At 33.0% G+C, this 13,534-nt stretch carries 13 protein-coding genes; 7 read left to right on the plus strand and 6 right to left on the minus strand.

All coding sequences use genetic code 11. The annotated features are described in order from the left end of the window. Together WKH56_RS34615 and WKH56_RS34620 are read right to left on the minus strand one after the other, a co-directional pair. The coding region (locus WKH56_RS34615; protein ID WP_342837769.1) for a tandem-95 repeat protein at positions 1-2,174 on the minus strand (2,174 nt) is incomplete at its 3' end. 176 nt (positions 2,175-2,350) lie between these two features. Then, complete coding sequence (locus tag WKH56_RS34620) at positions 2,351-3,244, minus strand: helix-turn-helix domain-containing protein (protein ID WP_098113942.1); 894 nt, start codon at positions 3,242-3,244, stop codon at positions 2,351-2,353. A gap of 987 nt (positions 3,245-4,231) precedes the next feature. On the opposite strand from WKH56_RS34620, the gene WKH56_RS34625 reads away from it, so the two are divergent. The 5 genes from WKH56_RS34625 (at position 4,232) to WKH56_RS34645 (ending at position 9,594) form a co-directional block, all read left to right on the plus strand. Continuing rightward, the gene (locus WKH56_RS34625; protein WP_342837771.1) at positions 4,232-5,608 is read left to right on the plus strand and encodes a replication initiation protein; all 1,377 of its coding nucleotides are present in this window, start codon (positions 4,232-4,234) and stop codon (positions 5,606-5,608) included. A 73-nt stretch (positions 5,609-5,681) separates the two neighbouring features. Beyond that, positions 5,682-6,734, plus strand: coding sequence for a tyrosine-type recombinase/integrase (locus WKH56_RS34630; RefSeq protein ID WP_342837773.1), 1,053 nt, complete (start codon positions 5,682-5,684; stop codon positions 6,732-6,734). Positions 6,735-7,735: 1,001 nt separating this feature from the next. Further along, positions 7,736-8,311, plus strand: coding sequence for a MerR family transcriptional regulator (locus tag WKH56_RS34635; protein ID WP_014462093.1), 576 nt, complete (start codon positions 7,736-7,738; stop codon positions 8,309-8,311). Positions 8,312-8,923: 612 nt separating this feature from the next. Then, positions 8,924-9,163: a hypothetical protein gene (locus WKH56_RS34640; protein ID WP_342837775.1), complete on the plus strand. Its 240-nt coding sequence runs from the start codon at positions 8,924-8,926 to the stop codon at positions 9,161-9,163. Next, entirely contained in the window at positions 9,163-9,594 is a 432-nt protein-coding gene (locus WKH56_RS34645) for a sulfotransferase family 2 domain-containing protein (protein WP_342837779.1), read from the plus strand. Before WKH56_RS34640 ends, WKH56_RS34645 begins: the two co-directional genes overlap by 1 nt. 536 nt (positions 9,595-10,130) lie before the next feature. Here WKH56_RS34645 and WKH56_RS34650 read toward each other — a convergent pair. The 4 genes from WKH56_RS34650 to WKH56_RS34665 all read right to left on the minus strand — a co-directional run bounded on the left by WKH56_RS34650 (position 10,131) and on the right by WKH56_RS34665 (position 11,742). Beyond that, entirely contained in the window at positions 10,131-10,553 is a 423-nt protein-coding gene (locus WKH56_RS34650) for a hypothetical protein (protein WP_098113947.1), read from the minus strand. Further along, positions 10,553-10,810 carry a hypothetical protein gene (locus WKH56_RS34655; RefSeq protein ID WP_095380446.1) on the minus strand — a complete coding sequence of 86 codons (258 nt, stop codon included), beginning with the start codon at positions 10,808-10,810 and terminating at the stop codon, positions 10,553-10,555. Before WKH56_RS34655 ends, WKH56_RS34650 begins: the two co-directional genes overlap by 1 nt. A 277-nt stretch (positions 10,811-11,087) precedes the next feature. After that, positions 11,088-11,471 carry a helix-turn-helix domain-containing protein gene (locus WKH56_RS34660; RefSeq protein WP_098113948.1) on the minus strand — a complete coding sequence of 128 codons (384 nt, stop codon included), beginning with the start codon at positions 11,469-11,471 and terminating at the stop codon, positions 11,088-11,090. A gap of 109 nt (positions 11,472-11,580) precedes the next feature. Continuing rightward, positions 11,581-11,742: a hypothetical protein gene (locus tag WKH56_RS34665; protein WP_155916276.1), complete on the minus strand. Its 162-nt coding sequence runs from the start codon at positions 11,740-11,742 to the stop codon at positions 11,581-11,583. A gap of 171 nt (positions 11,743-11,913) precedes the next feature. Between WKH56_RS34665 and WKH56_RS34670 the strand changes: the two genes are divergently transcribed. Continuing rightward, entirely contained in the window at positions 11,914-12,657 is a 744-nt protein-coding gene (locus tag WKH56_RS34670) for a hypothetical protein (protein WP_176521467.1), read from the plus strand. A gap of 133 nt (positions 12,658-12,790) precedes the next feature. Further along, positions 12,791-13,162 (plus strand): hypothetical protein, encoded by a 372-nt coding sequence (locus WKH56_RS34675; protein ID WP_342837778.1) that lies wholly within the window; start codon positions 12,791-12,793, stop codon positions 13,160-13,162. Positions 13,163-13,534: the final 372 nt, after the last annotated feature.

Here is a 13,534-nt window from a genome sequence, read left to right on the forward strand (position 1 = left end):
TCTGAGACTAATACTGTAAATTGATCACTTCCATTAAAATTTAGATTTGGCTGATAACTAAATGTGCCATTTGCATTTACTACGGCAATTCCATTTGTTGGCCTATTTTGCAGCTGATAGCTAAGAGAATTCCCATCTACATCAGTCCCTACGACTGCTCCTACCACAGGGCTATCTTCTTGTGTAGTAAACGTGTAGTTTGGCACCGTCGGTGCATCGTTTACAGGCGTTACTGTCACTGTCACTGTCGAAACTGCTGTTCCTCCTTGCCCATCTGACACCAACACCGTAAACTGATCATTTCCGTTGAAATTTAAATTGGGGGTATACGTGTAAGCTCCACTATTAGTTACGACAACTGTGCCGTTTGTTGGGGGAGATTGTAATTGGAAAGTAAGTAAGTCACCATCTACATCTGTAGCTTGTATCTGACCAACTAAAGGGGTATCTTCATTAGTAATAACTGCATAGTTTTGAGTAACGGGATTATCGTTTACAGGCGTATTTATAATGGTTACTACAGAAGTAGCTGTTCCTCCTTGCCCATCGTCTACAATAACTGTAAATTGATCTGTTCCATTAAAATTTAAATTGGGGGTATAGACAAATTGCCCATTAGGATTAACAGTTACTACTCCATTAGCCGGTCTCGTGCCAATACGGTAAGTTAGAGGGTTCCCGTCAATATCATTGCCAATGACTGTTCCAATTGCTACAGTGTCCTCCGGATTTGTAATAGTATAATTAGGAACTGTAGGAGGAGTGTTAATAGTTGTTACACTATTGACAGGAGAAGCACCTGATCCGGCTAATATATTTCCTGGTGTACTTTCAAATTGGTAATTAATAAAGACTTGATTACCAAGAGAAGAGATTGCTGTCAGAGGACCAACTACTCTAACCTGATATGTCAATACTCGAGTTTGGTTAATATTTAATGTACCAAGTGACAGGCCATTTCGGATATCTGCATTTGTCTGAGTAACTCCATCCACTTGCAAACTATTAGGAATAAAAGTTGTTGCTGAAGACAATGGATCTGTAGCTATTAGAACATTGGCAGAAGCTGTACCAGTATTACTTACTTGGACTGTATAAGTAATAATATCTCCTGTTCGAGCGGATGTAACATTGGCAGACTTTGATACATTTAAAACAGGTGCATTAATATCTACTTGAAGAGCTAAAGCACTAATAACGTAAGTATCTCCACTCGTCGTTCCACGTACGACGGCACTGGTTTGGTTATTTGATAAACGAGCTGAGACGTCAATATTGGTAATATCCCATCCCTGCCTCGCACCGGATAAGCTACCTCCTGGTGTGCTATTTAAACTGCCAAATTGTCCACTTGTATCTAATACACCACTATCATTATTAATTTGAGAAGCAAAAAAGTTATTTACAGGGTTATTCGGCCCCGAAACTGGTTGTAAAGCTGCAACCGTAGGGCCAAATTGGAGCTGATCACCTACTATAGCTGAATCCCCTTCAATAGCACTTACTAATAATCTACCATTTACTGTTCCTGTAATAGGCGTACCAAACCCAGTTACAGCTGCCGTAGAGCTTCCTGTAGCTGAACTTGTTAATTCTGCTCCAACAAAAATGGACAAGTTACGAGATTTCTGTAAAGGATCAGCATAGACTACGGCCAATGTCCATCCAGCTGCATTGGCATTGTTTTCTGTTGTACTTTGTGTTCCTGGAACTCCTAATACCGAATAAGTACCTGATTGAGAGATTAGGTTCGTAACATTTGCACTACGAACGTAATAAAAGCTTGAAGTTGTTAAGGTAAAACGTGTAGCCGTGTCTGGCTGCACGCTAACTGTTCTGGTAGGAGTAATAAAAGTCACAGCGTTATTTAAAGCTGCGCTAACATCTTCTCCACCATAAAGATAGCTTCCACCCCATATTAATTCTGCATAAAGAATTTGAGTAGTGGTAGATGGGATTCTTAAAACTGCACTAGAAGAGTTTTGTAGATAATTTGCCGTAGTTCCTGTAGGAAACGATCCATCTATGGAGCTTGGATTTACACTGAAAAAAGTTCCTATTGAGCCTGCTGTTCCAGGAGCATTAGCATTGGCTTGTTTATTTAAGCCAAAAGTGTTTCCTGTAAATGTAACAGCCCCATTAGCATTGGTTAAAAACCGATTAACATATGGCATTTACTCACCTCTGATAATAAAATAAATCGTAACAGTATATGTAAAGTACCAATAGAAATGTGTATATAGACCCGTCTTATTTTGGGTACAAAAGATAATAATTTTCAGATTGTTAAATCGTAACAACGCTCGTTCTGACTTAAAATATGTATAAATAATATTATCTGTTTTCTAATTTAGGAGTCTAAAAAGTTATAAAAAAGCCTACTCCCACCGTTTCGCTGAACTTCTTTTCTACGCTCAATCACAAATATTCCTCTAATCGTTCCAAAAAAATAAGCTGCAAAGTTAGTTTTTATACGATTGCTTTTATAAGCAAAAACAGTCTCTTTAAACGCTTGAACAGGAAGGAAACTTAAATCTTCCAGGGGCTTTTCTAAACAGCTCGCTTTGTAAGCTAATCGGACTTTTCTCCATAAATCATAAATATCATCTGCACATGAAAAAAAAGGTGTTACAGCATTTTTAAAAGATTTTGGTATGTAAGATGGTACATAATCAGACGAGAGTTTAAAATTAACATCATTACGTATATATTTATTTAAATCTTTTAAAGATAAATTATAGGTAGACTGTTTTTTTGTGTCTTTACTCTTACTCTCCCAAGCGTTCTCAGTATTTTCTGTTTTAACATCTGCTTCAACATTAGACTCTAAGTCAAGCTGTAAATACTTAACCCAGTGATTAAAAAAAGGGTGGTTCACAAATAAGTGCACTGGATTTCCCTTTCCATTGTTACGAGGGCAACGACGATATACAGTAATAATTTGTCCTTGTTTTCGTAGTTCTTTTAAATGACGATCGATTGTTCCTTTTGACTTTTCGTAGGTTTTACCTAAATATGTACTACCAGGAAAGCAAAATCCTTTTTCTGCAGCAAACCAACAAAGCCGATCTAAAGCTTTTCTAGTTCCTTCATGGAGGCGATAAAACTTTTCTCCGTAAAGGTTTATAATTTCTTTAAGTAATTTTCGTTTCATTGATTGATGTTGAGAACGGTTTTCTATGAAACTCTGATAATTTTTCATATAATCAAATTCTTCTGCGGTAAGCATACGTGTAGTAGACATTAGTCTATCCTCTCCTTTTCAGGAACAAAAAAAGACATCGCATCCCGTGAAATAGGAAAACGATGTCGGATTTTTTGACAGACTACGCCCTTGAAATAAATTTAATTATCCGATAAAATAAAGGCGTAACTAAATTTATGTATTAGGACTTCGACAGGTGTTTTCCCTAGTGGTTTTAGGGTTAACGGTGTAAGGGTGTTGGCGCACCACTTGCACACGTTGGAGTCTTTTTATATTCCGCACTGTTTTGGTGACTCTATTATACCGTCTATTAATCTTATAATTCAATAAGAATTCATGAACTCCTCATAAAACCTCTGTATTTTAACTATGATTAAAAATTGCTTCGTTTGGATATACTCCTAATATTCTAAAGAACTCACTAAAAATTTATCCCTTTACTTAATTATTAATCTTGAAAGTTGTAAAACAGTAAAACAACTACTATCTTATGTTGTTTTACTGTTTTACATATTGTTTTATATATTTGTTTTATTGTTTTATTGTTTTAGAACGTCTATAGACACTGATATTACAACGTTTATAAGCCTAAACTATCACTAATTTTGCGCGAACTATCACTAATTTTGCGTGAACTATCACTAATTTTGCGTGAAACTATCACTAATTTTGCGTGAAACTATCACTAATTTTGCGCGAACTATCACTAATTTTGCGTTTAAAATGCAAATATGGCTTAAGTATCACTAATTTTGCGTGAACAATCTAGATGTGCTTAAAGTATCACTAATTTTGCGTTTAAAATGCAGACATGCCTCAACTATCACCAATTTTGCGTATTAAAATGAAGATTGAGTTTAATAAATCAAGAATGAGTAAGGTTTCTAAAGTCAACAAACCTCATGAAGTATCACTAATTTTGCGTGATATTTAATTTCTAAGGACAGATTACTCTTTAACATGCAATTTACACAGTATCACTTTTATGATATTTTAGTGATAGTTTAGAAAAATATGGGGGATTTTATGAAGAAAACGACTGTCGTTCAACCATATGATCTGGAAAGTATAAATATAAAAAATTGGGTAACTAAATCAAACATCCTCATTGAGAGTACATATAAATTGTCTTTACAAGAGCAAAGAATTCTTTTAATCATGGCATCTAAAGTGCAGCCTAATGATGAAACGTTGAAGACCTATAGGTTTCGAGCTAAAGATTTCATCGAAATCGTAGGCAATAAGAAAGGTACTGGTTTTTATTCGTACCTAAAAGAAATTGTAAATGGACTTCAAACCAAAATTCTTACGATAAAAGAAAAAGGCAGACAAAGAAATTACAACTGGGTAATCACGTCTATCTATGAAGAAAACGAAGGGTACATAACATTACAGTTTCATCCTAGCTTAAAGTATCTGTTTTTAGAGCTTAAGGAGAAATTCACATCGTACCAATTAGAGAATGTAGTGAGACTCAATTCGGTCTATTCCATTCGTATATATGAGTTGCTTAAGCAATATGAGCGTCTGCGAAAAAGGGAACTCACTCTTGAAGAATTACGTCATTTTTTAGCTATTGAACCTACTAAGTATAAACAGTATGGTCATTTTAAAAGCAAAGTATTAGCAGTAGCTCAAAAAGAAATTAATAATAAAACGGATATCTACTTTGAATTCGTGGAAATAAAAACTGGTAGAAAAGTAACCTCCATAGAATTTATTATTACCAGTTCGCCTGCATTGAATGGTTCTAGCTCTACTCAAGAGAAAAAACTAGAATTAAATCAATCCTTCTCGAAGTTAGAAGACAACACAAACAGCCTTGAGAATGATTTAGCAGGCTTAGGGGTTAAGCCAGAAAAAATAGAGTGGCTTTTATCAGAATTTACACAAGACCACCTAGAAAGAAATATAAGATACACGCAAAATCGTTTGATTACAGGAGATGTGACTCACCCTCATTCCTACGTAGTAAAAGCGATTCAAAAAGATTATGCCCAGGTCTCACAGGAATCAAAACGCATTAACTCTAAAAAGGCTGCAAAAAAAGAATTAGTTCCAGATTTTATAGCACAAGCTAGAGATAAAAAACAAATTCTTAACGATGCAACTTTAAAAGAGAAGCAAGAATTATTTTTAAAAGAAAATGGAACTCAAATAGAATTTGAAGAAAAGCTCTTGCAGTTTCAAGAATTAAAAAGAATGCTGATTCTAAGTTCAGATCAACCTACCCAAGAAGAAATAAAAAAAGCCCAAGAAGCAGGCTTACAAGAAGTCATTCGAAATATGGAAGAAGATTATAATAAACGTGAAAAATTAGGCTTAGAACCAAGAATTGTTAAGGATTTTAAAAATAAAGAGTTAAAAAAAATGTATAAAAACTTTTTACAAAGTAAAGTTTAAATAGAAATTAGCTATAGAAAAAAAAGACGTGTAAAACCTTGCATTGCAGAGATGGCTTTTACGCGTCTTTTTTTTGAGCCCAGGTAAATTTAATATACATAAAGAAAAAGGAATCATTTTAGTAAGCTTGTTTAATCATTTTTGTTATAATGATAGTATATTAAATTTACCTAAAAGATTGGGTGTGTCTTATTTGAATAACTTTATTTTACTTGGAGATTTCTTATCTCATTTAGTTGAATCTAAGAAAAAATCTTCTACAATATCAATGTACAAGCATGATCTAAAACAGTTTTTTAAATGGTTAAATCAATCTCACCCTAATATCCCTTCAGAAACTTTGCCAGGAGACAAGAAATATTACGACGAATATTTTACCTATTTAAAAGAAAAAAACCTGTCAGAAGCTAATCTGAGGCGTGTAGCATCACATTTAAATGGCATGTTAAAGCATTATAGCCTCACAGATGATATTGGATTTTTACAAGCAACAACAAAAAAACAACGAGCATTAACTGATACTGATTTTATAACTGAATCGGATGCTTCAATCCTTTTAGATTCAGTTATAAGTCACAAACATTTAAATGATATTCAATTACAGATACATAAATACATAGGTCCGCGTAACCATTCCATGTTCATCTTAATGCTTCGTTACGGTCTTACCATTAACGAAGTTGTATCTTTAAATATACAAGACATTAACTTTGCACAGAATACATTAACGGTAAACACAAGCAAATCAAAACGCACCTTAGAGCTTTCTAAACAAGATAAGAAAATCATATATGATTACCTATTAACAATCCCTCTATTATTTAGACCTAAAGATTATACAAATGATCCGTTATTTATTTCTTTTCATCCTCAAAAAATGGTTTATTGGTATGATTACAATTTAAATAAACCTAAAAGGATTAGTATAATCGGTACAAAACGTATGATTGAAAGAGAAGTCAAACGTTCAGGTATACAAGCAATTGTAAGGTCTACTCACTTTCGAAACAGTTGTATACTTAACAAAATTCATGGTGGATATTCAAACGAACACATTATTTATTACTTTGGATTGTCCAGCCGCCATGCTTTATATCGATTTAAGCGATATCTAAAGACAAAATAAAATATTAAGTTCAACTTATTTTTTACCAAAACATCTTTTATATAAGTAATTTTTATTTTACAAGTTAAACTTAATTTTATTTTCACCTTAGTTAATTTTAGAAAAAATCATTAAGTTTAACTTAAGTTGAACTTAATGATCTACTTTTTAAAACAGTTAAATTTTAAAAAGTGGATTGCGATGGAAACAACCTTCTCAAGGATTACAAATTCAAAATTTCGCGGCCATGTCTTGGTTGTATAACAACGAATTTCTTGTAAAATGATCTAGAATTTAATTAGATTTATTATTCTCGGCTAAAATCTAGAAGAAGTTCACTCTAGATTCGTTAAAAACTCTTTATTTTCAATGGTTCATTGTATTTCTAGCTTTTGCTATAAAATTTAAATAACTTAGAAAAAATTAAGATTAATTTTAACTCGAAAAATAATTCTATAAGAATTGTATAAACAAAAAAGAAGTTCCATTAAACCAACGTAATAAATCCAGAAGATATAGGTATATAGGATTTATATTATCTTACACAAAATACTTAATGAGCTACACAAAATACTTGAATTAAAGTTAGAGAAAGTACATTCTAGATTCGTCTGAAGCTATTTTATATCAAGCTTTCTAGGTACTCTAGTTTCTTTGGACCTTAGGAGAGGAAAAGATCTGAATCAGTTGTTAACAAAGATATTTCTTAACAGTTAATGTTGATCCTTAAGTTGCTTTTTTTGAACTTTATATATAATCTATCTACATTTAAAATAAACAATTTTACTCTTGAAAAGTTTATGATTTCATCTAGAATTGAAAAGGAAGAATAAAAGGCCTAACGAAAGAAAAAGAAAAATGTACATAAAAAACAGGAATATAAAGTAATTAATAGAATTTTACTAGAAATATAAATCTTGAATAACATCTCGCAAAACCGCATTCTAGAATTGCCATTAACACTGATATATCAACTTCAAAGTATATCTAGATTTTTATACAGAAAGGAGAATCCTAGAAAAATGCATGAAAAAAATAAAGATGAAGTAGTCTATACTTTGAAAGATACAGTAAAGCTAACTGGATTAAGTGTAGATCTTATTCGCTTATATGAAAAAGAATTCAATCTCCAAATTCAACGAACAGAAGGCGGACATAGGCGCTATAACAAACAAAACATCGATTTATTAACTGAAATAAAAAAAAGAATTCAAGAGCAAAACTGGAGCTATAAGATGATAAACCAGTGGCTTCAAGGAGAAATTGTACCGGAGACAGTGGAAGTTCAATCAAACCTTGAAAAAAAAGTACAATCCCTTGAAGAAAAAGTTCAAGAGTTGCTTAATCGCTCTGAAAAAGATGAGCAATTTCAATTAGCGCTTATCCAACGACTAGATGAACAAGGAAGCCTTATAAAGAAACTTACAGAAAAACTAGACCACCAAGACAAATACATTGAAAACAATCTAGAGAAACGCGATGAGAAATTGACTAGTGCCATACGTGAAATTAGTGATACAAAAAAACTTATCGCGGCCGCCCAAGAAAATCTTGATTCAAAACCAAAAGGATTCTGGAGTAAGATTTTTGGGGGTTAATACGTTACTTAAACGATAAAAGTAGCAGGTTTTTTTGTTCATTACAGAAAATCCTGCTGCTTTTATCGTTTATTTTCGATGAATAAATAGTAAATTTAAAGATTTTATGTTTAGTTGCCAGAAGAAATTTATTATTGTTAAACAATTCTATAAGTTCTTGAAGGGGAATTTACAGGTGTGGCAGCTTTTACTAATACAGTTTGTCCATTTGACGGCATCCTATTTTTAAACACATAAACTCTGGTTTATCCGCCTGGAGTACCACGTCCTCTAGAAGCCTTTCTTAGCACGATACTTCTTTCGTTATTTGAATCAAGTACCCAATGAAAATACCATAGCTGTCGTAGAAACTGCCTATTGGTATCTTGATGGCGTTCATCAAATATACAATGATTGATTTGTTCTGTCCAACATAAATATCGACCACTAGAAATTCTTCATTGTTTATGTGATCGGTATCTAATTCCTACGCAAGATTCACGGTTTATTATTCCTAAAAAGAAATGTGTGTCTTTGTAACATTTTTATTGTAAAAGATACGTAAAATTTATCAATAATCCATTTATGGAACTGATATTCTTATAGGCAATTAGAGGAGAGGTGCAATTTCAAATGGATGAAAAAGTTGTTATCTTTATGCACATTCCTAAAACAGGGGGAACCACACTTAATAATATTTTTAAAAAGTTCTACTCTGAAAATGAAATATACGATCATGTTCCTTTAGAAGAGATGAATAGACAGTTTAGCCAATTAAAAGAAGAAGATAAAAAAAACATAAAAGCTATATCCGGCCATCATTTCTATGGAATACATGAATTTTTTCTCAACCCTATGTTTATTTTAGTATGATGCGTCATCCGGTTGAGCGTATCATATCATTATATTATTTTTTGAAATCGTATCCAGGGTATTATGAAGAGAACATGAAACATATGTCTTTTGAAGACTACATTGATTGGGACCCTCAAGCTACAAATGGCCAAACTAAACAAATTTGCGGGGTGAAATCTCAACTAAGCGTAGAGAAAGCGAAAGAAAACTTGCTGGAATTTGGATCAATAGGAATAACAGAAATGTTTAACGAATCGCTTCTGTTACTAAAGAAAAAATTCAAATGGGGAAATATTAAATATAAGAAGGTGAATGTGACAAAATCTCGCCCTTTGCTCAACGAAGTCCCCATTGATATCATTAAGAAAATAGAAAAGCACAATGAGTTGGATATAGAGCTGTTTCAGTATATAAAATCTAATTTCATCAAACAAATAAATGATTTATAGAAATAAAAATGAAAACTCTCAATAGAGAGAGCTTTCATTTAATATATAAGAAAAGGTTACCTTATTAAAAAAAATGCGGTATCAAATCCCATATATAGTTAGTTCAATTTTTTATGATAAAGGGATTATGTCTCATTTAATTAATATAGCCATGTAAGCTTCATACGCTTTGTATAAGGTTCATATAGGTCTTTTAAATAGTTACGTGTTATTTGAATAATTTGAGGGCTCTTGTCATCCTTTTTAAGCCTTAGCATTAAATGATAAGCCTTTGTCCTTTCTTTACGTACCAAACGCAGCAAAACTAACAAATCATACGTATGAAAGCATGCAAGTTCATTAAAAGACCTCTCAACGTCCTCTAAGACCACAAATTCTTTTAATTTAGGTCCTTTTATATTTAAAGTAGCTCCACAAAAAGAGCAGCTATCTTCTAATACCTCTGTCCCGCAATAACTACATATCAAACTGTATTCACCTCGTTTATTAAAAGGAAAAGTAGGCTTAAGCCTACCTAGCTAGCCTTAAAGGCTATTTTAGCTTTTAGGGTATTCCTTATCCAGCCGTTTTTGTCGTTGATTCACAATACGTTCATTTACAACTTTTTTAGCAAGTTTAGTTACTTCTAGTTCTAATAGATCTGTTGTCATAATTGCATCATAGCCGTGGTGAAAATATAATCCATTCATGAACTCGATAAGAATTTGTGTATTCTTATCTGCACTATTTGTTCCTAATCGAATCTTTTTTATTTCGCTTTTTAATGCATCATTGAGATTTTCACTAACCGTTTCCGTAATATAATCTAACGACCATTCTTTCTTTTTTTCTTCTCGATACTTTTTACAGATATCCATAATCGCTTCTCCTGGGAAACGAAGTTTATGTTCAGCCATATAATCTTGGATATATTGATCCGTTTCTTTATCAAGTGTAATCATACGTCGTTGTGTTTCCATTACTCCTCTACATCTCCCATCAGTTCATAGATAATATCATTCATCTTTTCAATTGATATCGCACATTGTTTCATCATTTCGATGTTCTGTTCAATGATAGCTTCTAATCTTTTTTCTCTTTCTACTTGCTCATCAAAAAAAGCTAATACTTCAAATTGTTCTTTCAAAAATTGTTGACGAGACATTCCATTTTCTTTCGCTAGTGCATCAACTTTTTGCATAGCAACCGGATCAATATTTCGTAAAAAGATATCCATGAAATCATTCCTTTTCTGTCAAAGTACAAAATTTCCAGTACGAGTAGAGAAGAGCATAAGGGGTTTTTGATATCACATGGCTGTGATATGCTGGGCAAAGCCCAGCAAAACAACGTTTTCACCCTCAAAAAAGTGACCCCACGAAAACTTCCAGTCTGTCGACCTGGTGTTGACCTGAAGAGCAAAAAAAGCGCGTAATGTCGACCTGGTGTCGATATCAAAACTTACACCTTTCTGGAAATGTTGACCTACTGTCCACTCACCGTCCCCTCAACTTTTATGAAGTTTTAACTAGTTTTTGAAAGATTTCTTGATGATAATTCGTGAAGTTTTGAGAAGAAGTTTGGGTAGTTTTTTTATAAAAATCGATTGCTTCTTTCATCGAAGAAACGTTTAATTTTTGCAGAATGCTGCGTCTCTGATTCTTAATTTTGCTCTCTTCTTTGAATAAAATGTTTTGCATTTCTGTAATTGAATGGCCATCAAGTGCAAGAGTAAAAATGTCTTGTTCAGACGACCTAAGTTGTTTTAAAAAAAGTTTTTCTTTAAGTATTTGGCATTCTTCTTCAACACGTTTAAGGCGATCTACTTGGTGTACTAAGTCGGAAGCTACACTCAATATATTCTCAATACCTATTAACAACTTTTCAGTTTGATCCATAATAAGACCCTGCTATTTCTAGAGGGCAACCCATGTTACAATGTAAGTGTCTATACATGTGATTCTACATGGGGGTGCTTCCTTTACAGAGGAAGTGCCCTTTCTTTGTTTACTTTTTTTTTCTTACTTTCTTCACATGCTCTTCTAATAAAGCCTTTACATACTTTGTAATACTTGTATCATTCTCTACAGCTAAGAAACGCAACTCCTTGTGTAACTCTTCTGGAATATCACATGTAAGTCTTCGATTACCTTCTTTAACCCTGCTCATATGCTCTCCTTTTCAAGCAACGTATTTAAGTTGCAACGTTGCTTTTGGTTAATTTTAAAGGATATAATTTCCAAAGTCAATAAAATAATCGTGCTGTCATTGGACAAGCATACAAGCAAATTATTAGCAATTACATAACTTGTACTAATTATATAAAAGGAAGTGCATTAATTGAAAAAATCAAGAAAGAGAAAATACAGATATAACTATAGTTACTCAGTCCAATCTCAGGGTGATCCTTCGGTTAATGTTTATGGTATCTTTACTCCCGGTTCTGCCCCCAGTGATAGTAATGGCCGGCAAAATAGATTTAATCGAGACATTTCCTCAGCTAATCAGATATGGAATAGTGGAGGTGAATGTAATATAAACTTTATTTCACAACCTATAATCGAAGTAAATACAGTAATAGATGCGACCGATTTAAGTACTAATGAAGCATTTAGAGGACCTGTTGAGAATCTCATCAATCAAGTTAAACAAATGAATGGGAATCAACCTGGCATATACGTTGTTTACACAAGTGGCAATGATTTTGCATCTCCTTCAGGTAATAGTCGACCTATAGGTGTTGGTGGGGTAATAATTGAGAATTTTAGAGTTGAAAACGGTGTACCTCAATTTACACTCTTTGGATCCATTGCATTGAGTAACAGAGCTTTGAGTGCTCCTTTTGCATTTGCACATGAAGCAGGACATGCTTTATTTACTCACCTTAATAACCAACCTGTTAATAATGTATTCATGTTTGAATCTATAGATCCTACGGGTCCTTTTATTGATTCTGCAGGAAATATTGATACAGCCCACAGTAACCTTACAGGTAATCTCATGGCTCCTATACTCCCTAACAGTACTCCAACTATTAATCCGTTACAGTGTCAAAAAGCTAGCATGAGTAGAATATTTCAATAATCTTAATAGGAATTTAAGATCGTTATTGTTAAAGAGTAGAGATTTTCAAATGGTTTTCTTGAAAATCTTACTAGTACCTTGTATAGATACTAGCATATATTGAATTAAATAAAGTTCATTTGTTTCAAGATACTTGTCCTATAACATTACAAGTATACAAACATTATTTTTATTAGAGAATAAATTATATAGAAAAACCAACAAAAAGGTTAATTTCTCAACGTTTAAAGGCATGAATGCTTTACTTTTTGCTAATGCTGAGGACCTTGTAAGTCCCTCAGCATTCAGAGCCACTAATCCTAATACTACTATTCCTATTTCTCAAGCTGATACTTTTGTAAAAGTTACATTTCCAAATGAACAATTTGATATAGGTAATAATGAATATAATGCAGCTACTTCAACATTTATACCTGAGTTTAATGGTGTATACGCGTTTAATGCATCAATCTTCTTTCAGCCAGATAATCCAAATATTGATTATGAAGTAGAATTATTTTTTTAAGTAAATGGTTTATTATTAGATGCTGAGGTTGAGTTTCTTGGGGCATCTAGTCGTTTTGATGGTGTCATAGAGATCAATGACATACTTCAATTAAATGCTGGAGATAGAGTAGAAGTTTTAGTTGTTAGTTGTTTTAGTACTACTCCAGGTAGAATTAGAGCAGACAACAGAATATACTTTGCTGGAGCTAGGTTCCCCTCTGCAAAACAATAATTTAATTTTATAATTATACCCATAGTTAACATAATCAACATTCTAGATACCAAAAAAAGCTTTGATTTTGAAGGGACTGACCGGGACTGACCCCCTAGAGTGAGACAAATAAAAAACACCTTTAAGTTAAAAAACGGGTATGTAGTACCTAACAATAAC

The organism is Priestia sp. SB1 (genome assembly GCF_038898415.1).

Excerpts from the sequence above, each read along its gene's own strand:
- WKH56_RS34620 (WP_098113942.1), bottom strand. The coding sequence starts at position 3,244 with ATGTCTACTACACGTATGCTTACCGCAGAAGAATTTGATTATATGAAA.
- WKH56_RS34625 (WP_342837771.1), top strand. The coding sequence starts at position 4,232 with ATGAAGAAAACGACTGTCGTTCAACCATATGATCTGGAAAGTATAAAT.
- WKH56_RS34635 (WP_014462093.1), top strand. The coding sequence starts at position 7,736 with ATGCATGAAAAAAATAAAGATGAAGTAGTCTATACTTTGAAAGATACA.
- WKH56_RS34640 (WP_342837775.1), top strand. The coding sequence starts at position 8,924 with ATGGATGAAAAAGTTGTTATCTTTATGCACATTCCTAAAACAGGGGGA.
- WKH56_RS34645 (WP_342837779.1), top strand. The coding sequence starts at position 9,163 with ATGCGTCATCCGGTTGAGCGTATCATATCATTATATTATTTTTTGAAA.
- WKH56_RS34650 (WP_098113947.1), bottom strand. The coding sequence starts at position 10,553 with ATGGAAACACAACGACGTATGATTACACTTGATAAAGAAACGGATCAA.
- WKH56_RS34655 (WP_095380446.1), bottom strand. The coding sequence starts at position 10,810 with ATGGATATCTTTTTACGAAATATTGATCCGGTTGCTATGCAAAAAGTT.
- WKH56_RS34660 (WP_098113948.1), bottom strand. The coding sequence starts at position 11,471 with ATGGATCAAACTGAAAAGTTGTTAATAGGTATTGAGAATATATTGAGT.
- WKH56_RS34665 (WP_155916276.1), bottom strand. The coding sequence starts at position 11,742 with ATGAGCAGGGTTAAAGAAGGTAATCGAAGACTTACATGTGATATTCCA.